This window comes from Rhizobium atlanticum, assembly GCF_030182485.1.
Lineage (GTDB): Bacteria > Pseudomonadota > Alphaproteobacteria > Rhizobiales > Rhizobiaceae > Rhizobium.
Genome location: NZ_JAQJCJ010000021.1, coordinates 63,257 through 87,670 on the forward strand (window position 1 = coordinate 63,257; position 24,414 = coordinate 87,670).

General features: G+C 59.9%; 21 protein-coding genes and 1 pseudogene. 6 read left to right on the top strand and 16 right to left on the bottom strand.

Going from position 1 to position 24,414, the window contains the following annotated elements; genetic code table 11:
• Positions 1–171: 171 nt before the first annotated feature.
• Positions 172–1,947: a hypothetical protein gene (locus PH551_RS26290; protein WP_285195630.1), complete on the top strand. Its 1,776-nt coding sequence runs from the start codon at positions 172–174 to the stop codon at positions 1,945–1,947.
• 5 nt (positions 1,948–1,952) lie between these two features.
• On the opposite strand, the gene PH551_RS26295 is transcribed toward PH551_RS26290, so the two are convergent.
• The 9 genes from PH551_RS26295 to PH551_RS26335 all read right to left on the bottom strand — a co-directional run bounded on the left by PH551_RS26295 (position 1,953) and on the right by PH551_RS26335 (position 13,404).
• The gene (locus PH551_RS26295; protein WP_285195631.1) at positions 1,953–2,912 is read right to left on the bottom strand and encodes a hypothetical protein; all 960 of its coding nucleotides are present in this window, start codon (positions 2,910–2,912) and stop codon (positions 1,953–1,955) included.
• A 165-nt stretch (positions 2,913–3,077) separates the two neighbouring features.
• Positions 3,078–3,383 (bottom strand): potassium channel family protein, encoded by a 306-nt coding sequence (locus PH551_RS26300; protein ID WP_285195632.1) that lies wholly within the window; start codon positions 3,381–3,383, stop codon positions 3,078–3,080.
• A 155-nt stretch (positions 3,384–3,538) separates the two neighbouring features.
• Positions 3,539–4,633 carry a calcium/proton exchanger gene (gene cax, locus PH551_RS26305; protein WP_085780154.1) on the bottom strand — a complete coding sequence of 365 codons (1,095 nt, stop codon included), beginning with the start codon at positions 4,631–4,633 and terminating at the stop codon, positions 3,539–3,541.
• Between the two features lie 104 nt (positions 4,634–4,737).
• Positions 4,738–5,664, bottom strand: a complete 927-nt coding sequence (locus tag PH551_RS26310) for an amino acid ABC transporter substrate-binding protein (protein WP_085779035.1) — start codon at positions 5,662–5,664, stop codon at positions 4,738–4,740.
• A 16-nt stretch (positions 5,665–5,680) separates the two neighbouring features.
• Complete coding sequence (gene potE / locus PH551_RS26315; protein ID WP_285195633.1) at positions 5,681–7,039, bottom strand: putrescine-ornithine antiporter; 1,359 nt, start codon at positions 7,037–7,039, stop codon at positions 5,681–5,683.
• 124 nt (positions 7,040–7,163) lie between these two features.
• Positions 7,164–9,527 carry an ornithine decarboxylase gene (speC, locus tag PH551_RS26320; protein WP_285195634.1) on the bottom strand — a complete coding sequence of 788 codons (2,364 nt, stop codon included), beginning with the start codon at positions 9,525–9,527 and terminating at the stop codon, positions 7,164–7,166.
• On the bottom strand, positions 9,524–11,785 hold the full coding sequence (locus PH551_RS26325) for an Orn/Lys/Arg family decarboxylase (protein WP_285195635.1): 2,262 nt from the start codon (positions 11,783–11,785) through the stop codon (positions 9,524–9,526). Before PH551_RS26325 ends, speC begins: the two co-directional genes overlap by 4 nt.
• A gap of 162 nt (positions 11,786–11,947) precedes the next feature.
• Positions 11,948–12,874, bottom strand: coding sequence for a cation diffusion facilitator family transporter (locus PH551_RS26330; protein ID WP_085779031.1), 927 nt, complete (start codon positions 12,872–12,874; stop codon positions 11,948–11,950).
• A 182-nt stretch (positions 12,875–13,056) separates the two neighbouring features.
• Complete coding sequence (locus PH551_RS26335; protein ID WP_350223863.1) at positions 13,057–13,404, bottom strand: hypothetical protein; 348 nt, start codon at positions 13,402–13,404, stop codon at positions 13,057–13,059.
• A gap of 294 nt (positions 13,405–13,698) precedes the next feature.
• On the opposite strand from PH551_RS26335, the gene PH551_RS26340 reads away from it, so the two are divergent.
• The gene (locus tag PH551_RS26340) at positions 13,699–15,066 is read left to right on the top strand and encodes an amino acid permease (protein ID WP_285195636.1); all 1,368 of its coding nucleotides are present in this window, start codon (positions 13,699–13,701) and stop codon (positions 15,064–15,066) included.
• 12 nt (positions 15,067–15,078) lie between these two features.
• Here PH551_RS26340 and arcC read toward each other — a convergent pair whose 3' ends face one another.
• The 4 genes from arcC to PH551_RS26360 all read right to left on the bottom strand — a co-directional run bounded on the left by arcC (position 15,079) and on the right by PH551_RS26360 (position 18,646).
• Positions 15,079–16,017, bottom strand: coding sequence for a carbamate kinase (gene arcC / locus PH551_RS26345; protein ID WP_285195637.1), 939 nt, complete (start codon positions 16,015–16,017; stop codon positions 15,079–15,081).
• A gap of 1 nt (position 16,018) precedes the next feature.
• Entirely contained in the window at positions 16,019–17,023 is a 1,005-nt protein-coding gene (locus PH551_RS26350; protein ID WP_097597043.1) for an ornithine carbamoyltransferase, read from the bottom strand.
• 35 nt (positions 17,024–17,058) lie between these two features.
• Positions 17,059–18,288, bottom strand: coding sequence for an arginine deiminase (gene arcA / locus PH551_RS26355; RefSeq protein ID WP_285195638.1), 1,230 nt, complete (start codon positions 18,286–18,288; stop codon positions 17,059–17,061).
• A gap of 151 nt (positions 18,289–18,439) precedes the next feature.
• Positions 18,440–18,646 carry a hypothetical protein gene (locus PH551_RS26360; RefSeq protein ID WP_085779026.1) on the bottom strand — a complete coding sequence of 69 codons (207 nt, stop codon included), beginning with the start codon at positions 18,644–18,646 and terminating at the stop codon, positions 18,440–18,442.
• Between the two features lie 405 nt (positions 18,647–19,051).
• Between PH551_RS26360 and PH551_RS26365 the strand changes: the two genes are divergently transcribed.
• From PH551_RS26365 to PH551_RS26380, 4 genes are all read left to right on the top strand, one after another.
• Positions 19,052–20,299, top strand: a complete 1,248-nt coding sequence (locus PH551_RS26365) for a two-component system sensor histidine kinase NtrB (RefSeq protein ID WP_285195639.1) — start codon at positions 19,052–19,054, stop codon at positions 20,297–20,299.
• Positions 20,265–20,924, top strand: coding sequence for a response regulator FixJ (fixJ, locus tag PH551_RS26370; protein ID WP_285195640.1), 660 nt, complete (start codon positions 20,265–20,267; stop codon positions 20,922–20,924). Before PH551_RS26365 ends, fixJ begins: the two co-directional genes overlap by 35 nt.
• A gap of 124 nt (positions 20,925–21,048) precedes the next feature.
• Complete coding sequence (locus tag PH551_RS26375) at positions 21,049–21,690, top strand: helix-turn-helix domain-containing protein (protein ID WP_085779023.1); 642 nt, start codon at positions 21,049–21,051, stop codon at positions 21,688–21,690.
• A 101-nt stretch (positions 21,691–21,791) separates the two neighbouring features.
• Positions 21,792–22,136, top strand: a complete 345-nt coding sequence (locus PH551_RS26380; protein WP_085779022.1) for a hypothetical protein — start codon at positions 21,792–21,794, stop codon at positions 22,134–22,136.
• A gap of 182 nt (positions 22,137–22,318) precedes the next feature.
• Here PH551_RS26380 and PH551_RS26385 read toward each other — a convergent pair.
• From PH551_RS26385 to PH551_RS26395, 3 genes and pseudogenes are all read right to left on the bottom strand, one after another.
• A pseudogene (locus PH551_RS26385) lies at positions 22,319–22,642 on the bottom strand (calcium/proton exchanger); the annotation flags it as partial.
• A 99-nt stretch (positions 22,643–22,741) separates the two neighbouring features.
• Positions 22,742–23,203, bottom strand: coding sequence for a hypothetical protein (locus PH551_RS26390; protein WP_285195641.1), 462 nt, complete (start codon positions 23,201–23,203; stop codon positions 22,742–22,744).
• 106 nt (positions 23,204–23,309) lie between these two features.
• A complete protein-coding gene (locus tag PH551_RS26395; protein ID WP_085779019.1) occupies positions 23,310–24,317 on the bottom strand; it encodes a LysR family transcriptional regulator in 1,008 nt (335 codons plus the stop codon).
• Positions 24,318–24,414 lie beyond the last annotated feature (97 nt).

The window sequence follows — 24,414 nt, forward strand, 5'->3', positions numbered from 1 at the left end:
ACATTAGTTCGGTAGCGGACAATCGGCGCCGCTCATCCGCGTCAAGAACGGTCCGCGCCCAAATTTGGGGCGTTCTGCGCGAATCCCAAAGCAAAACTTGCAACCAAAGGCTGGCGCGGTATGATGTATTAGAACGGGCTTAGATAATGCGTGACTTGTCGTGGGGCGATCATGAGGAACGCAAAGGTCAATGTTTTGGGCAGTCTCGAGCCGACGGTTGATGAAATCTGCCGTCAGGTCGAGCGAATTCTCGCAAGCGAGGAATTTCATGCGCCGAAGCGGGGGCGGGATTTCCTCGAGTTCGTCGTCAACGAGACGCTCGCCGGCCGATCGGGGTTCCTGAAAGCTTTTACGATAGCGAATGTTGTTTTTGGCCGCGAGGCTTCATTTGACCCGCAGAATGATCCGGTCGTCCGGATCGAGGCCGGTCGGATCAGAAAGGCGCTCGAGCGTTATTACCTCGTCGCAGGCCGCACGGACGAGGTCGTCATTACCGTGCCCAAAGGCGCATATGTGCCCCATTTCGAATATGCACAGGAAGTCCCGCCTCCGTCCTCGATAAATCCGGAAGAACCTCAGGCTGCAGAGCTCAACGTCCAAGACAGCCCTCGTAGCACGATGCGTGCTCCGACGCTCTCGGCAGCTCGGGGCTTCGGGATCGTCATATCAGTGGGGTTTGGGGTCTTCGCCTTGGCCCTTGCAATTGCGCTGTCTGTTTGGAACGGGCGACCGACTGCGACGCTGCCGCTGGCGAGCGCCCATCCGAAGGTGCTCGTCGAATTCTTTTCCGAAAGCGGTTCCGCCGGCGCCGGTTCGGACATCGCTCGCGGCCTGAGGGACGATGTAATCGGTCAGCTTGCCCGGATCGACGACATCATCGTCGTTGCCGATCCGCTACGCGGCGGGCAGGCCGCCGTTGCCGACTACTCGCTCCACGGCAATGTCCAGCTCGACAAAAGCAGGTTGCGCGCCTCAGCGAGGCTCGTGCGCCAATCGGATGGCGCGGTCATCTGGGCCAGAAATTTCGATGCCGATCTTCAAGCCGAGAACAAGCTCGTCATCCAAGCCAACATTTCCCGGCAGATTTCCACCGCTATCGCGCATCCTAATGGCGCCATCCTTCAAACCGAGACGGATAAGATCGTCGGACCAGCGCAGAATGGCGACCAGGATGACTATGCCTGCACGCGCGCCTATTACAGCTACCGTCAGGCCATGACCGCGCAAAGCCACGCTGCCGCACTGGAATGCCTCCGGCAGGCGACACAGCGTTTCCCCGATAACGTTGCTCCCTGGACATTGCTTTCCATGGTCTATCTTGATGAGGTGCGGTTTCGCTACAAGCTCAGCACCCCCTCTTCGGTTCGACCGCTCGAAATGGCAAACGCTGCGGTGGAGAGGGCGGCATCACTCGCGCCCAGCGATCCCCGGGTTCTGCAGGCACTGATGTTGGTGGGCTTCTTCCAGGGAGATGTCGACAAGGCGCTGAAGGCTGGCACGGCGGCCTACGCCGCCAATCCCAGCGACGTCGAAGTCGCGGGCGAATATGGCTATCGACTGGCGCTTTCCGGGAAATGGCAGTCAGGCTGCGAACTACTCTCGATCGCCCTCAACAGAGGCGTCGGTCCCAGCGGATATTATGAAGCCGGCATGGCGCTCTGTGCATTCATCAAAGGCGATCTCGAACAGGCGGAGCGCTGGTCGCGAAAATCCGATCTCGGCTCGAACCCTGTCCATCGTCTCGTCCTGCTATCCATTCTCGGGGCCGCCGGCAAGACCGAGGAAGCCGAAGCGGAAAAGCGCTGGCTTTATACCCATGCGCCGGCATTGATGGTCAATATCCGCGAGGAAGTTTCGCTGCGCTTGCAACGGCCTGAAGATCAGGAGCGCTTGCTGAACGGATTGCGTGCCTCGGGGCTTGATATCGACGCCACCGCGGCAAGATAAGGCGCTTATCGATCGGGCGGTGTGGTGCTCTGCTTGCGGCTTTCCGCAATTTCCAGAGCGATTTGCATGGCGATCTCGTCCTCGATATCGAGAATGGTCCGGCCTTGGAGCTCGCGATCATATCGATTTGCCCATATGACCGTGCCGTCGGCGCCATTGATCAGGCGGACATGCAGATGAAGGGCCGATCCCTCGATAACCACGCTTCCCTGCAGATTGAACTGTGGAACGATCGGTTGGGCACCTGGCCGATCGGGCCCGAGCACGACAAGATTTTCCGCTCTCATCAGCTTCGTCAGCAGCTGGTCTGCTAAGCCTTTCGCAAAATTTAAGCCTTCGGAGCTGCCGCCGAGAGCCGCGAAGGGCTCGACGACGATGCTGGCCTTGCTTGCAAGCGTCGACGCGGCGGGCGCCGGCGGCGCCTTTGGCCTTGAAAAATAAGATTCCAACGGGCGGATGATAGCCAGAATCGCGATCACGCCCAACAGCGCCGGTAGGCCAATCGGCAGCAGAAGATCGCGGTAGGCGATCGGCCGATCAAGACCGCCCTGCTTGTTTCCGGGGTTTTGCGAATTCGTTCCAACGCCGGAATTCGAGGTGCCATTGGTGCTTGAAAAATGCGGCGAATAGCCTCCTTTGGGGATGGTTATCCCGATCGGATCGCTTCTTCCGCTGACGAGGTAATATCGCTCGAGCGCGCGGCGAATCCGCCCCGCCTCGATGCGCACGACCGGGTCATTCTGCGCATCGAAAGAGGCGTCGCGCCCGAAAACCGCCTGCGCAATCGTATAGGCCTTGAGCTGTTCGCCGCGTCCTTCCAGCATCTCTTCGACGATATATTGCAGGAAACGCCTCCCACGCTCGGGAGCATGAAATTCGGGACTGGCGAGGATGCGATCGAGCTGCTCGCGAACGGCTGCGGGATCGTGATGTGCGGGGCTGGTTCTTCCCTCATCCGATACCATCGAGCCCTCCCGCGACGCTACCTGTTGCCTTATACACCCGCTGATGGCTCTGGACTTCCGTAGCAATACGTAACTGAGCGGCACTCCCGGGCGCGTCTTGCGCAATGATTGAGAACTAAGTCCGGCCGCCGGCGACGCCGTTGCAATAGCGCAGCAGAGCAGGAATCAAGGCTTCTGGTCGTCCGCATTCAGAGCTTTCACCGTAACGGCCGCGACGACGCCGGTCAGCACGATGCCCGCAAAGCCGATCACCAGCGCCAAAATCCGCGACGTAATATGTTTGGGGGTAAAATCGCCGTAGCCGATCGTCAGGCCGGTGACGAAAGTGAAATACATCGCTTCGTCAATGCGCCAGTTTTCGATACGCCAGATTGCAAGCCCGGATCCGACCATCAGGGAGACGATCCCTGACACGATTGGCCAGATCACACGAAGCTGCGTTGCGAGCGCGATGAAAAACAGGCGCCGCATCCGTCTATGGCTCGATTTTCGGCCAGCTCTTACCGACACCTTCCGGCCTTCCTGCAGTTGGATCAGGGCATTGGTCAGACTTACGCAGCATTATCGCCGGCAACCGAGCCTCACGTCGATCTCGCGCAGTTTGTTTGCCAAGCCATTATGCGGCCTCAAGAGCCCCGATCGGGCAAAACATACAAAGTCGTGGCGAAGATCATGTAAACCATCAGCACCAATATGCCGACGAACCACGCGGAACGCCCGCTGTTGGTGACGAACATCGCCGTCATGGTCGCCAGCAAAACCATGACGACCACGCCCGGAGAAAACTGCAGATCCATCGGCGTCGGCCCGATGACGTAGCTCAACAGCACCAGCACGGGCGCCACGAAAAGGGCTATCTGCGAGGCGCTTCCAAGCGCTATGCCCACGCTCAGGTCGAGGCGGTTCTTGCGTGCACCGGAAAATGCCGAAGCCATTTCGGCTGCGCCGCCCACCAGTGCTACTACGATGAAACCGACAAAGGCGGACGTCATTCCAAAAACCTTGGCAGCCTCCTGCACCGACTCGACGAAGATTTCGCTGACCAGGGCGACCAGTATCGTCACACCGGCGAGTGTGGTCAGCGCCACCCCGATCGGCCACGGGGTTTCGTCGGTCTCGGCGTGCTCGGCGGCAGCAAAAAACTCCCGATGCGTCTTGAGGGTGAACAGCAGTCCCAGCGCGTATCCGACGATAAGCAGGACCGCCAAGCCTAAGCTGAGCTTGTTGATCACTTCCGTAGCCGAGGTCGAATCCATTGACGCAACCGCCGATGGCATCAGCAGGCCGATCGTGGCGAGGAAGAGCAGACCGGCCTGAAGACGCGCATTGGCTCGGTTGAATTCCTGGCTGTGATGTTTGAGGCCGCCGAGCAAAAACGATGCCCCCAGCATGAACAAGGTGTTGGTGACGATCGCACCGGCAACCGATGATTTTACCAGCGTATATTGGCCTGCACTTAAGGCCGTCAGCGCGATGACGAGCTCCGTCAGATTGCCAAGCGTGGCATTGAGCAGCCCGCCAGCGGCGTCGCCGGTTTTCGCCGCAACGGATTCGGTAGCGTGACTGAGGAGCCCAGCCAGGGGTATCACGGCAAGCACCGACAGGATGAAGAGCACCGTATGAGCCTCGGGGGCAACGCCCGCAGCGACGAAGACCACCGGCACCGCGGCGAGCAGCCACAGCATGGGATTGTGACGGATTTCTTTCCAGAGAAGACTCACCCCGTCGCTCCCGTTCAGTTGCTTCAGCCGTTCAGCGGGTTTGCAGATCAATATGGCCCGCTCCGGAGCACGCCACGTGTTTGGCGGCTCGATCCGTCGCAGTGCTATTCCGGCAGCGCTGTTTGCTGGAAAAATGTCACGGTCCCTTCGTCCGGCGGCCCGAACCAGGTTGTGAAGAATGTCCGGAAATCCGGCCCGGCATAGGCCTGGCTGAGCGCGCGATCGACGGCAAGGCGGAAGTCCTCATCGCCGCGCGCGAGCTCAAGGCCGAGCGGTTCGTAGGTGAAATGGCGCTGCAGGACGATCAGATTGCCGGAATTGTCACTGCGGGCGGCGGCATCCATCAGGATCGGCATGTCGCCGAAGAGCACCGCCGAACTGCCATCTACGACGCGCTCGATCCCCTGCTGGTAATTGTCGACCGGCGCAGCCGTCGCAGCGAGTTGAAAAGTCTTGATCCTGTCGCTTAGCCAGCCTTCGCTCGTCGTGCCGGCAATTGAGGAGAAGGTCTTGTGCTCGAGGATCGTGCGCGCCGGTGAACCGCGCCAGACGGGGCGGGTCGAAGGTTCGCCATACTGCAGCACTTCCCGCAAGGCCAGCGGCGAGCTGGCGCTCAGGAGCGCGCCGGTGCCGCTCGGGAAGATCGGGATGGAAAACGACACCTGCTGCCGGCGCGTCAATGTCACCGGCTCCGCACCGCAGACAATATCAGCGGTACCACTCTCTATCGCTCGTGTCTTGACGTCGCCTGAAAGCGAAACCCATTCGACATCGAGCTTCGGCAGGTTCAGCTGTGCCCTCAGGCTATCGGCAATCTTGTTGCAGAGGGCGACGGCATAGCCATCCGGCCGTCCCTGTTCGCCATTGAACGAAAAGGGCCTCGCATCCGGATCGTAGCCGAGCTTCAGCGCGCTGCTTGTTCTGACGCGATCGAGCGTCTGAGCCTGCGTGGGCGTGCTGAGGGCAAACAAAGCCGTTGCGGCGAGGGCAGAGGCTGTGATACCCGCCCACCGAGCATTTTCTCGTGACATGTCTGATCCTCCTCTGTTACTCGGCCGGAAGCCGGTTCGTGCCGCTGGCGAAACGCGGGGCGATCAAGCCGTAGATGATGAAGCCGATGCCTGTGACGATCATGCCGCCGAGCACCGCATCCTTTCCGGAGGCATAGATGGCGAAGACGCTGTAGGCCATCCCGACCAGGGCGATGGTCGCATTCAGCCGGTATTTCGGCTGTGGCACGCGGGCAGCCTTCATCATGACGAACAGCGACGAAAGCGCGATGATATAGGGCAGTACGTTGGTGACGACGGCGAGGTTGACGAGCGCTGAGAACTGTTCGCTCAAAGTCGGCGATATGGTCATTAAGGCAAGGAATGTCTGCACGATGCCAAGAATGATCATGCCGGCCATGGGAGCCCCCATCTCGTTCACCCGCGAGAATATGGATGGGAACATTCTCTCATCGGCGGCGGTTTTCGCCGTCTGCGCGATCGTAAACTGCCATCCGAGTAGCGAGCCCAGGCATGCCAGCACGGCAAGCGCCATGACGATGGAGCCAATGGTGGAATTGAACATGGTGGCATAGGCGAGTGCGAAAGGTCCCGTTGAGGTAGCAAGATCCGCATTCGGCACGATGCCTTGAATGACCGTCGTCGACAGGATGTAGATGACGGCGGCGCCCAGCGTGCCGAACATGCAGGCGAGCGGTACGTCACGCTTGGGATTTTCGACGGCATCGGAATTCTGCGCCGCGGACTCCATGCCGAGGAAAGCCCAGAGGGTAAGCGAGATGCTCGATCCCATTCCCTGCCCAAGTGTCAAGCCTTGCGGGTTCCAGGCGGCGGCGAAGGTACTGGAGCTGAACCAGAGCCAGCCGAGGATCGACAGCAGGCCGACGGGAAGGATGACGCCCCAGACAGTGACCGAGCCGATGCGGCCGGTAATGCGCGGTCCACCGAAATTGGCGGCCGTGGTCAGCCACAAGAGCACGATCAGCGCCAGGCAGGTCATGATCGGCGTCGAGGTCAGCACCGGAAAGAAACCGGCAAGGTACCCGACGGCCGAGATGCCGATCGCCACATTGCCGACGGCAAGCGACAGGAAATACAGGAAGAACACCATGAAGTAGCCGTCCTTCCCATAGGCATCCTCCGCATAGGCGGACATGCCACCGGGGCGCTGGTTGAACAGCCCGGCCTGGGCGAAGCCATAGGCGATCGCCATCGAGCCGATGGCGGTCACGAGCCAGGAGAGCAGCGAGATCGCCCCGACCTGCGCCATATTGGCAGGCAGCATGATGATCCCCGACCCCATCATGTTGACGGCGACGATAAAGGTGAGCTGCACCAGGTTCATCTTTTTCTTGGTTGTGGCCTCGGCCGCAAGATGCATCGTGTTGTCGGTCATGACGAAATCCTCCCTAAAGCGCGTTGCGATCCTGCAGGTTGGCTTGGCTCACGCTTTAACTCTCTGTTTTCACACATGTCGTTTCCGCAAAAATCGCTTCGCACTTTTCATGACTGCTCCAGCCCTACTCGCGCACGACATATGTGTGGAACTTGATCCGCCCATCGATCCGCTCCTGGAACACGCCTTGGACCTCGTAATTGAAGCCGGGGAAGCGGTTGAAGGATTCTTCGAAGGCGAGGAAATAGTCCCGCATCGGCCGCGCCCTCTCGTCCCAGCGTTCTCCAGGCACGATCACGCCGATACCGGGCGGATAGATCAGCGCCAAGGTTGCCGAGATGCGGCCGGCGGCTTCCGTCAGCGGCACATAGTCGACATTGTTGGCGACGAGTGCCTCATAGGCCTGTTTGGGTGCGATTGCCGGTTCCGGGAAGCTTTCGGAGCGGAAGCACAGGCGCTGCAGCTCCTTGACACCCGCCTCGCGATAGAAGGAATGCATCTCCCTGCAGACCTGGCGGACGCTGTAGCCGGCATAACGCTCGCGATTGGCCGCAAAGACGGTCGGCAGCACTTCTGGCAAGGGTGCGTCGCGATCCCACAGGTTTTTGAACTTGACGAGCTTGGCGACCAGCGTGTTCAGCTTGCTCTCGTCTTCAGCCGGCGTCAGCAAAAAGAGCAGGCTGTTCAAGTCGCATTTTTCCGCCACGACCCGCTGCTCGCGCAGATAGTTGGCGACGACGGTCGCCGGAATGCCGAACTCGCGATATTCGCCGGTCTTCCGGTCGATGCCGGGTGTCAGTATTGCAAGCTTGTTGGGGTCGACCATGGTGTAGCCGGGCGCGTAACCTGAATAACCGTGCCAGCTCGCCTCTGGATCGAACCGCCAGCATTGCTGCTCGCGTTTCAGCACCTCCGTCGGGACGTCTTCCCACTTGGCGGCGGCAAGATCGCCGGTGTGCTTCGAGCGCGAAACCGTCACCCTGTCCGGCACGAAAGGATCGAAGAACCACTGCTCTTCCGGGTGCGCGGCCTTGGTTTCGTAATGCTCCACGAAACCGCGCAGCTTCTTGCGAACCTCGATCCCGAGTTCGATGCAGCGGTCCCAGAGCATCTCGCCAGCCTTGCCCTCATGCACCTTGGCATTGACATCGAGCGAGGCGAACAGCGGGTAGAAGGGAGACGTCGACACATGCATCAGCAGCGATTCATTGAAGCGCTTATGTTCGACGAAGCGGCGCTGGCCGCTGATATGTTCGTCGCGTTTGTGGATCTGCGATGCCTGCGAGAAGCCGGCGCCCTGCTTGTGCACCGATTGCGTGGAGAACAGCCCGGGCATGTCAGCCCTGAGATCCTTGAGACGCATCGGGCTGTGACCCTCAAAGAGGGGGTGGAAGGCGTTGTAGCCGATCCAGGCCTCGTCCCACAGCACGTAGTCGCAGAGATGGCCGAGCTTCTCCATCACCTGGGCGACATTGTAGATCGTGCCGTCATAGGTCGCGAGCTGGATGCAGGCCAGACGGAAAGGCCTCTCCGCCTGCGCACGGCTCTTGTCGGTGACGAGTGGATGTTCCTCTATCTTTTGCCGCAGCCAGGCCTCGTCCCAGGCCGCCCAGTCGACAGCGCCGATCATGCCGAAGGAGTTGCGGGCGGTCGGCAGAAAGATCGGGATTGCGCCGGCCTGTACGAGGGCACCCTGGTGCAGCGACTTGTGATTGTTGCGATCGAAGAGCACGAGATCGCCGCTGCGCAAGACCGCGTTCGCTACCACCTTGTTGGAGGTGCTGGTGCCGTTCAGGATGAAATAGGTGCGGTCGGCGCCGAAGATGCGCGCCGCCGCTTTCTGAGCTTCGACGGCAGGCCCTTCATGGATGAGCAGATCGCCGAGATCGACATCTGCATTGCAGAGGTCGTTGCGGAAAATGCTTTCGCCGAAATATTTGAAGAAGAGCTGGCCGGCCGGTGACTTTCGATAGAACTGGCCGCCCTGGTGCCCTGGGCAATCAAAGGCGATATTGGCTTCGCCATCATAGGCCATCATGCCGCCGAAGAATGGCGGGAGCAGCGATTTGCCGTAGTTGACGGCGCTGGACACGATCTGCTTGGCATAGAAGACTGGTGTCTGCTGACCGAGATAGACGAACCCATCCACTTCGCCAGCCATTTCCACGACATCCATATCCGCGATGGTCAGCGTATCGGCCATCGCCCAGATCGGCGTGCGAAAACCGATCCCCCTGACGCAGCGAAGGAAGCTGCGTGCCGAGAGCAGCCGCCCGTCCTCGACCGAGCCGATATAAGCGCCGACGTCGGCATCCTCGGATACATCGGCTGAATAGTCGCCCCGCACTTCCACCTCGAAGCCCTGGGCGGTGATCTGCGCCACGAGCTCCTGCGCCTGGGGATTGTCGCGGTCGACGACGGCGACGATTTTCAGCAGCTTGTGGAACGGTATGGCGACCGTTGGAGACTTCACATCGCGCGGGATCATTCTGGCGCCTCCTCTGCAATGCAATCGACGAGATAGCGGCGTCCGCCGTCGCCGGGAGCGAAGCGAAGACCATGGATATCGGTTTCGAAACCGGGGAACTTGCGATCGAAATCGCGGGCGTAGAGCAGGTAATCCTGAATCGATTTCGTCGATTGGGTGATCCTCTCGCCGGGCATGATCAGCGGAATTCCCGGCGGATAGGGAACGATCATCACGGCGAGGATGCGGTTCATGAGATTGTTAATCTCGACGCTCTCGATCCTGCCTTTGACCAGCCGGTCATAGGCGTCCGCCGGACGCAATGCCATTTCGGGCAGGGCAGTGTACATCGCGCGCTGCGCCTTCGGGACGTCATCTTTGCGGTAGATCGCATGGATCTGCGCGCAGAGATCCTTCAACCCCATGCCGGCATAGGCTTCCTGATGCGCGGCGGCGAGCGCGGGCAGCGCTCGCGTCAACGGCGCGTTGGCATCATAGAGATCCTTGAAATTGAGGAGCTCAGTGATCAGCGTGCTCCATTTGCCGCGGGTAATACCCATCGAGAAAAGCACGAGGAAGGAATAGAGACCGGTTTTTTCGATCTCAATGCGCCGCGACGACAGGAACTTGGTGATAACGGCAGCCGGTATGCCGTGCTCATCCATCACTCCGCTCGCCGACAGGCCCGGCGACAGGATTGTGACCTTGATCGGGTCGACCATGACATGGTTTTCGGCAAGGCCGGCAAAACCATGCCAGGCATCATCCGGCTTCAGGACCCAATCGGCACGGGTATCGCTCGGCGTCTGTCCGGCAGCCGTCGGCTCCCAGACGTCAAACCACCAGGTGCCTTCCGTCTGTTTCCTCACCGCGTTCATCGCCCGGCGGAAGCTGATCGCCTCATCGATCGTCTCCTGCACCAGGGCGCGGCCGGCTGGCTGTTCCATCATGGCGGCCGCGACATCGCAGGAGGCGATGATGCCATATTGCGGCGAGGTCGAGGTATGCATCATGAAGGCTTCGTTGAAGCGGGTGATGTCGAGACGCTTGGTCTCGGCATGCTGGATATGGATCATCGATGCCTGGGAAAGGGCGGCCAGCAGCTTGTGCGTCGAGTGCGTGGCAAAGGTGATGGCGTTCTTCGACCGTGCCGGCTGGTTTGACGATATCCCGTGGAAACCGTCGTAGAATTCGTGGAAGTTGCCATAGGCGTACCAGGCTTCGTCGAAATGCAGCACCTCCACCGCGTCGCCGAGCGACGCCTTGATCGCATCGACATTGTAGCAGAGGCCATCATAGGTCGAGTTGGTGATGACCATCAGCCGGACTTTGCCGCTGGTCTGTCCGGCAAAAGGGCTGGCGGCGATCTTGCCGGCGATGGCTTCAGGCGTGAACTGATCCTTGGAAATCGGACCGATGATGCCGAGCCCGTTGCGCGACGGCGTCAGATAGATTGGCGTGGCGCCCGTCATGATGAGGGAATGCAGGATTGATTTGTGACAGTTACGGTCGCACAGGACGAGATCGCCGCGCCCGACCATGCCGTGCCAGATGATCTTGTTGGCAGTCGACGTGCCGCCGACGACGAAGAGGGTTTCATCGGTGCCGAAGATGCGCGCGGCATTGCGCTCGCCCTCGGCGATTGGCCCGACATGATCGAGAAGCGAACCGATGCTGCCGACCGATACGGAAATATCCGATCGCAGCGTATTTTCGCCGAAGAACGTGTAGAAGAGCTGGCCCACCGGACTCTTGCGAAACGCAATGCCGCCGCCATGGCCGGGCGTATGCCATGAATAAGCGCCTTCGAGCGTATAATCCATCAACGCCTTGAACATCGGCGGCGGTAGCCGGTCGAGATAGTTGCGGGCAGCCTGCGCGATGGCGCGCGCCATGAATTCGGCCGAATCCTCGAACAGCCGAAAGAAGGCATTGGCATGGCGCAATACCGGCGTCGGCACGTCTTCCGCCGTCGTGTCGTCGCCGAAGAGGAAGATCGGCAGGCGGTCGTTCCTCTGCCGCTTCGCGGCGAGCACCTCTCCCAGCACCTGCCAGCGCGTTGTCTTGTCTTCGGTGCCGTCGACGGAGACCAGCCAGCAGGACTCTGTGTTGAAGACATGGACGAGACGGCGGGCATCTTCATAGGAAACGCCGGAAACGATCCGGAACCCTTCCCTTTCGATGGCGGCAGCGAGGTCGCGCATACCGCGTCCGGCAGCGCTCTTGCCGTCAAAATCCTCGTCGATAACGGCTATCGGAAATGCCATCTGGAATTCCATGCGTTCCTCCAGAACCGGACGTCAAAGGCTGCGGCCGCCATGCAGCCCGCGTGCATCTCAGGTTGGAGGATCGTACATGACGGGTCGTGCAGCGTCCTTGATTGCAATCAAGGTGACCCGAAGCATTTCGACGTCGTCGGGGGAACTTGGATTTTGATTAGGCTATTCGGCCCACTCCGCATCGGCGGTGAAGGCGATCGTCAGCCAGCGATTGGCGCTTTCGTCGCCGATCGCGTTCCCTATCTCGTCGCGGAGCGCGTCCCACTCCTCCACGGTCTTTGCAGGAAGCCCTTGAGGGACGATGAAATAAAGTTCGATCTGCATCGCGCGGCCGACCCGGGCAACATAGGAGCGGTGGTAGAGGAAGCCGAGGCGGCGGACCGTTTCCGAGGCGACACGATCGACGTGCTCCTGGAGGTCGACAGGGGCGATCAGCAGGATCTCCGTCAACGACCTCCAAACGACGCCAATCGGAAGCGGAATCATGATGAGGCAAACCAGCGCCAGAACCGCCGGGTCCATATAGCTAGCAAGCCAGGCAGCCGGGGTCGCCTGCACGGCCATGCCAATCAGGAATGCAATGAGCAGGGCAAGCGCAATGCCGCCCGACATGATCCAGGCCTTGATGTCGAGCGAGATGAAATCGGATTTGGTGTGGGCATTCACTCTGACGCCGAGGAAGGCCATGGCGGCGCAAACGAGCAGGGTCGCCGCAGAATAGGCGATCGCCACGCCGAAGCGCAGTTCGTGACCGCCGTTTAAGATGCTGATGATCGCGCTGATCAGCGCATAGATGCCAACCGTCATCAACAGGCAGCCGTTGAGCATCAGCACGATGGGCTCGAGATGCCAGAATCCCATGGTGAAACGGTTCCGGATTCTGCCGGATCGAGCGTCGCTCTGCGTCGACTTCAGGATCAGGCTGGAAACCCAGAGCGCCAGTCCGGTCATCGCCGCATCAGCCAGCGAATAAACGCCGTCGAAGGCGATCGAGAAGGAGCCGGAAAAAATGCCGAAGACGACGCCAAGCGTGGCGACCACGACGGTCGCTGCAATCGATGTCCGGAGAAACCCTTGCTCGCTTAACACTTGCCCCGCCTCGACATCCGCAGCCCCAATACTCAATCTAAGCATCGGCCCGAAAACCGGAAGCGATTTTCGAGCCGAGCGCTAGTACTTACGCTGGTCGCTGAGGCGCGGTTTGAAACGGTGGGGTCGACAAGGAGGCCGTGTGGCCTGCTGCAGCCTGAAGTTAGCCTGGCGGAGACCGGTCATTTTGTGTAGAAAGTCATGTTGCCATTGCGGGCCCGCGAAACCCATTCGATGTCGTTCGCAGTGAGTTTCTTCGTCTTGAGCTGCGCTACGAGCCATTTGTTCGAGCGAATCGCGTCTCTTATGGCTTTGACATGCTCTTCGCTTCCCGGTGTAGGATGTGAGCCGGTCTCTGAAAAATCTGCAACTCGATAACTGACGATCGTGAATCGCCTGTCGTGGTAAGCTCGCACCGCGTCAGGCAGGTTCTCGCTCCAGTTCATCCTCCGATATTCACGTCGAGTCTGTTGAGCCTCGACCGGCGCAATCCCAGCGACGGCAGTTACTACGGCAAGTCCAATTATCATGGCCATCTTCATCACTCTAACTCCCGAGGACTGATTGATGTTCGGTTGCGGAAGATAGCTCATGCGCAGGAGCTCGGCATTGAGTAGGATCAATGATCCTCCAACAACTGGACTACGGACAGCAACCAGATTTTCCGAAAGCGCGACGCCTGAGGTCAACGCAACTGTTCAGGCGGTCGCCCCACTACGCATTGAACCGGATTGCGGCGCCCATCCTTTGAGTGGAAGATTGTCACCGAGAGCCGATGTCCGAGGCGACATCGGCACCGGAAAGGGCATCTCTCGGAGGGAACCATGACAACCTCGCCAAATGGCAAGAGCCTCGGACTTGCTGCCTGCACCGCCATTGTCGTCGGCAATATGGTGGGATCGGGCTTTTATCTTTCACCGGCCGCGGTTGCGCCCTATGGCAACCTTGCGATTGTCGTCTGGATCATCATGGGCGCCGGCGCGATTTGCCTGGGTCTGACCTTCGCGCGTCTGGCGAGCCTCGTGCCCGCTGTCGGCGGCCCCTACGCCTATACCAGACTCGCCTATGGCGATTTCGCCGGCTTTCTGATCGCCTGGGGTTACTGGATCTCGATATGGACATCTCTGCCCGTCATCGCGATTGCCTTTGCCGGCGTGATGGTCGATCTCTTCCCTGCTCTCGCCAACCGCTTCGCCGCGACCGTGTTGACGCTCGGTGTGATCTGGGCGATCGTGCTGGTCAATCTTCGCGGCGTTCACGCGGCGGGTGTCTTCGCGCAGGTCACGACTTACGCCAAGCTGCTGCCGTTCGGCGCCGTTGCCATTATCGGCCTTCTCTACATCGATACGTCGCATTTCGCCGAATTCAATCCGAGCGGTCAGCCGCTACTGCAGTCCTTTGCGACACTGGCGCCCCTCACCATGTTTGCTTATCTGGGGCTGGAATCGGCGACCGTTCCAGCCGGCGACGTGGAGAACGCGGAGCGGACAATCCCGCGATCCACCGTGCTCGGCATTTCCATCGCCGCTGCCCTCTATGTGCTCGGCACGATCGTGGTGATGGGCCTCGTACCGCGAGAACAGCTCGCTCAGTCTGTCGCGCCATTTTCCCAGGCGGCGGGGATCATGTGGGGACGCACCGGCGAGTTGGCGATCTCGCTTGCAGTTCTGGTCTCCTCGATCGGCGCGCTCAACGGCTGGACCCTGATGATGGGGCAGGTTCCGATGGCTGCTGCCCGCGACGGACTGTTTCCGCCGCTGTTTGCCCGGCTCTCCCCACGAGGCGTGCCGGCGTGGGGCATGATCATCTCGGCCTCCTTCGCAACGCTCCTCGTGCTCGTCCAGGCGCTCGGTTCCGAAGGCTTTGCCGCCGTCTATCGGCTGATGGTCGGGCTCAGCACCATGGCCGCCGTCGTTCCCTATGCTTTCTGCGCGCTTGCCGGAAGCCTTGTCGCGGGCATGACTGATGGGCGAATGCCGCGAGTGAGCGTGATCGAACTCATCGCGTTCCTCTTTGCGATCTTCACCCTTTACGGCTCCGGCGCCGAGCCGGTGCTCTACGGCCTCGTGCTGCTGATGCTCGGCATCCCCGTCTATGTCTGGCAAAGACGCAATGCGGCTGGCGCGACAGACAAGGAGACGGCAGCGAGCGCCGTAACGCAACCGCTGCCGTCTCAGGATAAGTTTGCCTGATCGACCAGGCCCTCAGGCATGCCAGCTCAGGGTGTCAAAACGCTCGTTGATGATCGTCCCGCGGTCGCCGCGCACCATCCCGGCGATTTCGGCAAGAGAGCCGATTGCGGCCGTCTTGCCGTTTGCCCGGGCAAAATGGCAGGCAGCATCGACCTTCGGGCCCATAGAGCCGGCCGGGAAGGTGAACTGGGCGAGATCGTCAGGACGAGCGCGGTGGATCGCCTTCTGTGACGGCTTGCCCCAATCGATGCACACAGCCTCGGCATCCGTCGCCATGATCAAAAGATCGGCCTGGAGTTCTCGCGCCAGCAGTTCCGAGCACAGATCCTTGTCGATCACGGCCTCGACGCCGATCAGTTTTCGATCGGCGCCCTTTTCGTACATCGTTGGAATTCCGCCGCCGCCGGCACAGATGACGATGGTGCGCTGCTCCAGAAGCCAGCGCACGGGCCGGATCTCGAAGATGCGCTTCGGCGCCGGCGAGGCGACGACACGTCGCCATTTTTCGCCGTCCTGCTTGAACACCCAACCCTTCTCCGTGCGGATCCGATCCGCCTCGCCCTTGTCGTAGACCGGCCCGACGAATTTGGTAGGGTTCTGGAAACCGGGATCCTCGGCGTCGACTTCAACCATGGTGAGAAGCGTTGCCAAGGGCTGCTCGAACGGCAGGAGATTGCCCAGCTCCTGCTCCAGCATATAGCCGATCATGCCCTCGGTCTCGGCGCCGAGAACATCGAGCGGATAGGCCTCTTCTGGTTTGTAGGCCGCCCCCTGGAGCGCGAGCAGCCCGACCTGCGGCCCGTTGCCGTGGGTTACGACGATCTCGTGTTCGGCCGCCAGGGGCGCGATCGCCTCAGCGGCGATGCGCGCGTTCCGCCTCTGGGTATCGGCGGTCATCGCTTCCCCGCGCCGGAGAAGCGCGTTGCCGCCAAGCGCAATGACCACACGCATGCTAATCTCCCAAGGTTGCAACGAGTAGGGCCTTGATCGTGTGCAGGCGGTTTTCTGCCTGTTCGAAGGCGACGTTGGCTTCGGATTCGAAGACGTCGTTGGTCACTTCGAGCCCGTTCTCCATGCCGTAATCTTCGGCAATCTGCTTGCCGAGCGTTGTCTCGGTGTCGTGGAATGCCGGCAGGCAATGCATGAACTTGGTCTGCGGATTGCCGGTCGCCTTCATCAGGTCCTGATTGACTTGGTAAGGGGTGAGCAGCTTGATGCGTTCGCGCCAGACGTCCTTCGGCTCGCCCATCGAGACCCAGACGTCGGTGTGGATGAAATCAACGTCCTTGACCGCCTCTCTCGGATCTTCGGTAACCAGGAGCCGCGCGCCCGAGGCCTGCTGCAAATCCCTGGCGATCTTCATGTATTCTTCCGAAGGCCACAGCGATCTCGGGCCGCAGATGCGCACATCCATGCCGAGTAGGCAGCCCACGATCAGCAGGGAATGCCCCATATTCGAGCGGGTGTCGCCGACATAGGCATATTTGATCTCAGCGATCGGCTTGTCGCTGTGCTCGCGCATGGTCATGACGTCTGCGATCATCTGCGTCGGATGATACTCATCGGTCAGGCCATTATAGACCGGGACGCCGGCGTATTTTGCCAGCGTCTCCACTCCCTTCTGGGCGGAGCCGCGATATTCGATCGCATCATACATGCGCCCCAGCACCCGCGCCGTGTCCTTAAAGGATTCCTTGTGGCCGATCTGTGAGCCGGACGGATCGAGATAGGTCACGTTGGCGCCCTGGTCCGAGCAGGCGACTTCGAAGGCGCATCTCGTTCTTGTCGAGGTTTTCTCGAAGATCAGGCAGATTTCCTTGCCCTTCAGATGCTCCTGCTCGGTGCGGGCATATTTGGCCCGCTTCAGATCGCGGGCGAGATCGAGGAGATAGCGGAATTCCCGCGGCGTATAGTCCTGCACGGTCAGAAGCGATCGATTGCGCAGATTGAAACTCATGGTCTTGCTCCGTCGTCTGGTTCGTGGATGGAAGGTCAGTAAGCGGGGTCGCGCCAGATTGGGCACGTCATGCAGTGCCCGCCACCACGGCCACGTCCGAGTTCGGAGCCGCGAATGGTGATGACCTCGACACCCGCCTTGCGCAGCAGCGTATTCGTGTAGGTGTTTCGGTCGTAGGCGACGACAACGCCGGGTTCGAGTGCAACGACATTGTTGCCGTCGTCCCATTGTTCGCGTTCGGCCTGATAGGAATTGCCGCCGGTCTCGACGGTTCGTAGCTTCGGCAGGTCGAGCGCTCCGGCGACGACATCGAGCATCGGCGTATTTTCGGGATGGATCTCGAATGTGCCGTCGTCGTCCTTGGGATGCATGCTGTAGCAGCGGATCTGGTCGACCACCTCGGCAAACAGCGTAACGACGTCGCGGTCGCAGAAGCTGAAAACCGTATCGAGATGCATTGCCGCGCGGCTCTTCGGCATCAGGCAGCCGATCACCCGTTTCGCCGCCTTGCTTCTGAAAAGGGCCTGAGCCACCTGGCCGACGGCCTGATAGGTGGTGCGCTCGCCCATGCCGATCAGCACCGTGCCGTTGCCGATCGGCATGACGTCGCCGCCTTCCATCGAGGCGTTGGCGAATTGATGGTCGGCATCACCCCACCAGATCTGGAAACCGCCGCCCTGGAAGATTGGATGAAATTTGTAGATGGCACGCTGAACCAATGTCTCGGCACGCCGCGCGGGCCAAAACATTGGATTGCAGGTCACACCTTTGTAAATCCAGCAGGAGGGGTCGCGTTGGAACAGCGTGTTGGGGATTGGTGGGATGACGAAATCGCTTTCCGGCAAGGCGCTGAGCATCAATGCCTTGGCCTTGACATCGGGGAGGTCGGAGATTGCGATGCCGCCGATCATGAATGCGGCAAGCTGTGTGGCCGGCATTTCGTCGAGCCATGGCCGCATCGCCTCGGCAACCTGCGAGCCAAGCACGTTCGGGGTTATCCGCCGATCGAGAATGAAATCGCGCGCCTGCTTGTTTGAGAGCGTCTGACCAAGCAGATCGTGGAGCTCGAGAACCTCGACTCCTCTTTCCTGCATCTTCAAGACGAAATCGTAGTGGTCCTTCTGCGCCTCATGGACCCAGAGAACATCGTCAAAAAGAAGATCATGGCAGTTTGCAGGCGTCAGGCGCTGATGAGCCAGGGATGGTCGACAGACCATGACTGTTCTCAGCTTTCCGACCTCAGAATGAACACCGAAACCACGCATGTAGTCCTCCTTCCAGCCATAGGGGATAGCGGCCGCGCGGCCGGCTCTTTGAACCGCATCAGAATATTTTGGCCGGTCCACTCATGTCATTGATTGCAGACAAGGTGCGGTGCAGCATTTGAGCCTGGCGCCGCCCAGCACCTGGAAGCGCTCAGTGAAGATCGGACAGATCATTTCGCGGTATCTGCCATGGGCGCCAATGGGTGGGATGAACGTCCAAGATCTCGCCCGTCAGGGCATTGGCCCATCCGCTTGTGAAGCGCTGGCAGGGAAAAACCAGGGCATGGATACCATCGCCGTCTATGACGGCGAGCTCGATATCCTCGTCGAAGGGCGCTTCGACCACCAACCGCCACATCACCGATCCCTCCCCGATGATGCACGAGCGTCGATCGGATACGGTGCTATTCTTAGGCAACCCGGTTGCTCGTCCGGAACAGCTTTTCCAGCTGGCGTTTTGCGGGCGGCGGCGTAACAACATCATCATCCCGCCCTTCCGATCTTCCTGCTCATTGGTGGCCGTGTACCAATCGCCTATAAGAGTAGCGGAAGAATGAGGCCGCGGCATTGAGCCGGATCAATGCAAGCAGCCGATCAAAACCGAGGCAGGTCAGGCCTTTCGACCGGTCATTTGCACGGAGATACCCATAGAGGCTACGCGATACTACACCGACCCTTTTTCCAAAAGTGGTAATCTCAAGTCTTGTGAGAGGCAAAAAGCCCGTCAAGGGGCTGACCGGCTCAAAGGGCGGAGGAAACCATCGTGACTATCAAGATGGAGGCGCCGCATGTTGACGAATGCGATAGCACTGAACCGGACGTCGCGGGAAGGACCTCGTTCATAGAATCTCGCATGACGCGCCGCGACCGGCCAGGCGCTTTGGGCGAGGAGGATGACGGACCGTCGACGGACTGGATCCGGCAATTCTATCAACAGCTGCCTGACGCGGTATTCTTCGTCACCGATTGCCACCGAATTTCGGCCTGCAACAGGGCTGCTGTGGCGTTGTTCGGTTATGAGGAAGACGAATTGCTGGGTCAGAGGATCGACCTTGTCTGGTATCCGACGCCGGATGTACCGTTGAAGGGACGTTGGGCGGACCGCGGAGTGGTGCGGGCCGGTATGGCGATGACCAGAAGCGGCGTTCAATTTCCAAGCGTCCTGACGATCATCAGAGAGCAGGGTGGCAAAGGACACTTCTCTGCGGTGATCTTCGAGGACTTCCGCACCGAGCGCGAGACTTTGCAGCGTGTTCAGGAGCTTCAGCGTGAGCTTGCCCGTGTCGCCAGAATAGTTGCGCTCGGGGAGATGGCATCGACCCTGGCTCACGAACTTGCCCAGCCGCTGACATCGATCGCGGCATACGCGCAAGGTTGCGAGCTGCTTGTGAGGAAGGATCGTCGTGGCCACGGCGAAGAACTCCGTGAGGCCTTGTCCGAGATTACGCAGCACGCCCTGTGGGCGGGAAAAATCGTGCAGAACATCGGGGAATTCGCGAAGCGCGGCGCCGAAGAGAGAAAGATTGAGGCGATGCACGCGCTCATCCATGAGGCGACGGCTTTCGCGCTTGCCGGATCACAGCGAAACGGCCTTTGCGCCGATTTTCGGCTCGAAGCGGAGCGGGATGTCGTGCTTGCCGACCGTGTCCAGATCGTGCAGGTGCTGACGAACCTTGTTCGCAACGCCGTGGAGGCTACCGACGGTATTGCGCGGCCGCATATCACCATCCGAACCAGAACCGACGATTTATCCCGTCTCATTGTCGACGTGTCCGACAACGGCTGCGGAATTGCGGCCGATATCGAAGAGGCGCTGTTTCGTCCCTTCGTAACCAGCAAACCGCGCGGCCTCGGCATGGGCCTGGCACTGTCCAAGCGCATCATCGAGGCGCATGGCGGCCGCATAAGCGCGCAAAATCAAAGGGATGGCGGTTCCATCCTTTCGTTTTCCCTTCCGCTGCTGGAGACAACAACCAATGGCAAACGACCTTACGATCCATCTCGTCGATGACGAGGAGTCGCTCAGGCGATCTTTGACGTTTCTGTTGGTATCGGCAGGTTTCGCCGTTCGGACGCATAGTTCTGCCAAAGCCTTTCTGGAACTGTTGCCGCTTTCGAGACGAAGCTGCCTCGTGACCGACCTGCGCATGCCCGAAATTGATGGCATCGAGCTGCTCCAGCGCCTGCGCCGTTTGAGACTGAACGTTCCGGTCATTGTCATTACCGCTCAGGGCGACATCGCCGCCGCCGTCCGGGCAATGAAGGCCGGCGCATCGGATTTCCTTGAAAAGCCCGTCAGAGAAGAGGCGCTGATAGCGGCGATCAACGCGGCGGTAGGACAGAAGCGCTCGGGTGGGATCATCGCAGATTCCGAGAGCGTCGCAGCACGGCTTCGCCAGCTCACGGAACGCGAACACCAGGTTCTGGCCGGCGTTCTTGACGGCTTGCAGAACAAGATGATCGCGTATCAGCTTGGTATCAGTGCACGCACCGTCGAAGTCCACCGCGCCAATGTGATGGCGAAAATGGGCGCCCGTAATCTGGCGGAACTCATGCGAATGGCCATTGCGGTAGCGCAGCCTATCGAAAACGCCAAGGCCCTTTCCGGCCACGGTGCTTGGGCGCCTGCCCGATAGGCCAGGCGCCGCGGCAGAGAGCTGTCGGTGACCAGGCTTCCGTAGCGATACTTAAGGGGTTTCTCGAATATCGGGGCAGGCGGCGATTGGTTATGTTGCCAAGCGGATTTGGGGGGCAACGCATATGCTTCAACACCACGCGACCATAAGGCAAACGGCAATTCCGGCCAGTCGACACGGAACAGCTGTCGGAACAACCAAAGATCAGTCGATCAAGCTCAAGGCCAACGAGACAATCTACAGCGAAGGCGAACATGCACTTGCGATCTATCAGGTCGAAACCGGTGCGGTGCGAATTTATCGCCTGATGGCCAGTGGACAGCGATATATCCTAGCATTTTGCGGCGAGGGCGAATGGTTCGGCCTTGAAACGAATGTTCGAACCGACTTCGCGGAAGCCGTCTGCGAGACCTCCATCAAGCCCTTTCGAACCAATCAGAACGCAGTCGTTCCTGTCGATCTTCTTCACATCGCGCTGACGAACCTCGCAAAGGCGCAGCACAAGCAGCTCGTCATCACTGAGCAAAGTGCGCTGAAGCGGGTCGCGGCTTTCGTTTGTGAAATGGCCGACCGTCATCCGAAAGATCTGGAATTCGACATGATGATGTCGCGCAGCGATGTCGCCGACTATCTCGGGCTGACAGTCGAGACGGTTGCCCGCTGCTTCACGAAACTCCGCGAAAAAGGCGTCCTTTGCCTGAAAGGCAAGCTGCAGCGTGTCGTTCGCCTTCTGGATCGTGATGCGCTCATCGCGCTCACCACCTGACGCATTTCGCCCGGACGTCGGGGGCGCTTCGGGAACAAGGTAATGCAGAAGCACGGAAGCAAAAGCCGCGATGGATTGATCGTTCAAAGAGGGGTTAAACAATGAGATATTTATTCGGCCGGAGATCGAATGCCGCGGTCACTACATGCGTTGCGGGTCTGCTGTGGCTGGTGACCTTTCTACTCGCCGTACAGGCGCAGGACGATCTGTTTGAGCAATTTCCTTTGGTCATCCAGTGCAAGTACAATGAAACCTACCACACCTTCTACTTGTCACGCATCTCGCAGGATGGCGTTGCAACCTATCAGGCGTCCGAACGCATCGCCGGCACGATCACCCTTGACGGCAAGGCCAAGGCGATCGGCGGCGAAGGTGGAGGCACCTGCGTCGGCAAAACCTTGGCGGAGCTTCGCGCATCCCATCAAACATATGATCTGAAACGCTAGGCCATGGAGACATCCTTGATGGGCTTCGTCAGACTCCAGGAAAGGCCGATCCCTCGATAACCACGCTTCCCTGCAGATCGAACTGTAGAACGATCGGTTGGGCACCCGGCCGATCGGGTCCGAGCACGACAAGATTTTCCGCTTTCATCAGCTGGTCTGCTAAGCCTTTCGCAAAATTTAAGCCTGCGTGCACCGGAAAATGCAGCCATTTCGGCTGCGCCGCCCACCAGTGCGACGACGATGAAACCGACAAAGGCGGGCGTCATCCCAAAAACCTTGGCAGCCTCCTGCACCGACTCGACGAAGATTTCGCTGACCAGGGCGACCAGTATCGTCACACCGGCGAGTGTGGTCAGCGCCACCCCGATCGGCCACGGGGTTTCGTCGGTCTCGGCGTGCTCGGCGGCAGCAAAAAACTCCCGATGCGTCTTGAGAGTGAACGGCAGCCCCAGCGCGCATCCGACGATAAGCAGGATCGCCAAGCCCAGGCTGAGCGTGTTAATCACTTCCGTAGCCGAGGTCGATCCATTGAAGCAGCACACATAGCTGTCGCAAATCGACGGCTCCTCAAAGCCCGGAAAATTTGCCTGCATGGGAGACAGTTTTCAGCTACGCGGCAGGCGGCGCATCGCCTCGTCGATCAGCAGATTGGCGACCATCATGCGCCTGTTGGCATTGTCGCGGAAAGGCGCTGCGACACCATCAGGATGATTGGCCTTGGCAAAGGCGCGCCGCTTCTCGTTCAGCGTCTGTTGCGTATCGGCGGCAGCGATCGCCAGTTCGATGGCGATCTCTTCGGGGGCAATGCGGGCGAGATGGTTCGGCATGACGGGCTCCGGCTGCGGTGGGGGAGCCTCCTCGGCCGCAGGCCCGCCGCCCAGATTATCGAAATAGGCTTCGCCAATCCGCTGCGAGGCGACCGAGATGCCTTGCATGACATCGAATGCGAGGCCGGTGGCAAGCCCGGAAACGCGGTGGGCAGCCGGCGCTTGCGTCTCTTCGGCCGGTTCTTCTTCCGCCCTCAGCCGCTCGAGCACTGATTGAAATACCGATTGTCCGAACAGCATGCGCCTTCCTCTCGAAGACATTAGATCCTGGCAAGATGGCGCAGGGCTTGCCGGGTTAAATCGGTGGAGCATCTGTCGTCCGAGAACCGCGGCCCGGCGCCGGGATCTAACCGCCCTGCTTGCGGCTCTCCTCGATGATGATGTTATAGAGCAGCTTGGCGCTCGGCGGCAGCGCCCGTTCTCTCGCGGTGATCAGGCTGTAGGGCTTGACGTTGATGTCGAAATCGATCGGCAGCATGCGCACATCGGACGCCCTCGCGCCTTGGCTTGCGAGGAAATGGGCGACGTCGACGGCGACGGGGGCGATCGCATCGGTTTCGCAGACGATGGCGCAGGTGAGCAACAGCGACGAGGTGTTGACGATGTTCTCCGGCAGCGCCACGTCGTGTGACAGGAAAATGTCCTCGATCGTGCGGCGCAGCAGAGTGCCCGGCGGCTGGAACACCCAGTCGTAATCCCGGACATCGATAAGGCTGCTCGTCTTCTTCCTTTTCAAGAGCGGATGGCGGTTGCGCACGATCAGGCAGGCACGTTCGATGCCGATCTCTTTCACCTCGAACAGGCGCGGGTTGAGGTCGTCGGGAATGCGGCCGATGATGAAGTCGTGGCGGGCGGCAAGCAACTCGCGGGCGAGCACGTTGCTCGTCTCCACCTGGATGTTGATCTCGATTCCAGGATAGGCCTTGCGCACCCTGTCGATCGCCGGCACGACGAGGCTCATGGCCGGCGCCGTCACCGCGCCGATGAAGACCGAGCCGCCCTTGCCGCTCTTCAATTCGCCGATCTCGCGGCTCGCCTCTCGCAACTCCAGAAGGATCTTGCGGGCGCGTCTGGCAAGCGCCGCGCCGAAGGTCGTCAGCACCACGCCGCGGGCGACGCGCTCGTAGAGCGATGTCTTGGTAATCGCCTCCATTTCCGACAGCATGCGCGATGCGGCGGGCTGTGAGATGTTGAGAACTTCTGCGGCTGCGGAAATCTGTCCACTATCTTCGATTGCGACGATAATGCGCAGGTGATTCAGCTTAAGTCCCGAACGGAGAAAGCTGTCGTCGCCAAAATTGTCGCTGTGGATATCGACGTGATCCATCAAAACGGGCTCTGAAACGATCGTCATGGTTGCAGCCTCCCCACTGCGCTCCATCAAAAGTAATACTTTTTAACGATATACCAAAATTGTTATGCACATTACCACTTATTCTATTTGACAGTTA

What these genes read in the sequence shown, in the direction of transcription:
- PH551_RS26310 (WP_085779035.1), bottom strand. Translation starts at nt 5,664, where the DNA reads ATGTCACGAGAAAATGCTCGGTGGGCGGGTATCACAGCCTCTGCCCTC.
- PH551_RS26300 (WP_285195632.1), bottom strand. Translation starts at nt 3,383, where the DNA reads ATGCGGCGCCTGTTTTTCATCGCGCTCGCAACGCAGCTTCGTGTGATC.
- PH551_RS26295 (WP_285195631.1), bottom strand. Translation starts at nt 2,912, where the DNA reads ATGGTATCGGATGAGGGAAGAACCAGCCCCGCACATCACGATCCCGCA.
- arcC (WP_285195637.1), bottom strand. Translation starts at nt 16,017, where the DNA reads ATGCGTGTGGTCATTGCGCTTGGCGGCAACGCGCTTCTCCGGCGCGGG.
- PH551_RS26375 (WP_085779023.1), top strand. Translation starts at nt 21,049, where the DNA reads ATGCTTCAACACCACGCGACCATAAGGCAAACGGCAATTCCGGCCAGT.
- PH551_RS26340 (WP_285195636.1), top strand. Translation starts at nt 13,699, where the DNA reads ATGACAACCTCGCCAAATGGCAAGAGCCTCGGACTTGCTGCCTGCACC.
- fixJ (WP_285195640.1), top strand. Translation starts at nt 20,265, where the DNA reads ATGGCAAACGACCTTACGATCCATCTCGTCGATGACGAGGAGTCGCTC.
- PH551_RS26395 (WP_085779019.1), bottom strand. Translation starts at nt 24,317, where the DNA reads ATGACGATCGTTTCAGAGCCCGTTTTGATGGATCACGTCGATATCCAC.
- PH551_RS26390 (WP_285195641.1), bottom strand. Translation starts at nt 23,203, where the DNA reads ATGCTGTTCGGACAATCGGTATTTCAATCAGTGCTCGAGCGGCTGAGG.
- PH551_RS26360 (WP_085779026.1), bottom strand. Translation starts at nt 18,646, where the DNA reads ATGTGGCGGTTGGTGGTCGAAGCGCCCTTCGACGAGGATATCGAGCTC.
- potE (WP_285195633.1), bottom strand. Translation starts at nt 7,039, where the DNA reads ATGACCGACAACACGATGCATCTTGCGGCCGAGGCCACAACCAAGAAA.
- arcA (WP_285195638.1), bottom strand. Translation starts at nt 18,288, where the DNA reads ATGCGTGGTTTCGGTGTTCATTCTGAGGTCGGAAAGCTGAGAACAGTC.
- PH551_RS26325 (WP_285195635.1), bottom strand. Translation starts at nt 11,785, where the DNA reads ATGGAATTCCAGATGGCATTTCCGATAGCCGTTATCGACGAGGATTTT.
- PH551_RS26380 (WP_085779022.1), top strand. Translation starts at nt 21,792, where the DNA reads ATGAGATATTTATTCGGCCGGAGATCGAATGCCGCGGTCACTACATGC.
- speC (WP_285195634.1), bottom strand. Translation starts at nt 9,527, where the DNA reads ATGATCCCGCGCGATGTGAAGTCTCCAACGGTCGCCATACCGTTCCAC.
- PH551_RS26350 (WP_097597043.1), bottom strand. Translation starts at nt 17,023, where the DNA reads ATGAGTTTCAATCTGCGCAATCGATCGCTTCTGACCGTGCAGGACTAT.
- PH551_RS26335 (WP_350223863.1), bottom strand. Translation starts at nt 13,404, where the DNA reads ATGATAATTGGACTTGCCGTAGTAACTGCCGTCGCTGGGATTGCGCCG.
- PH551_RS26290 (WP_285195630.1), top strand. Translation starts at nt 172, where the DNA reads ATGAGGAACGCAAAGGTCAATGTTTTGGGCAGTCTCGAGCCGACGGTT.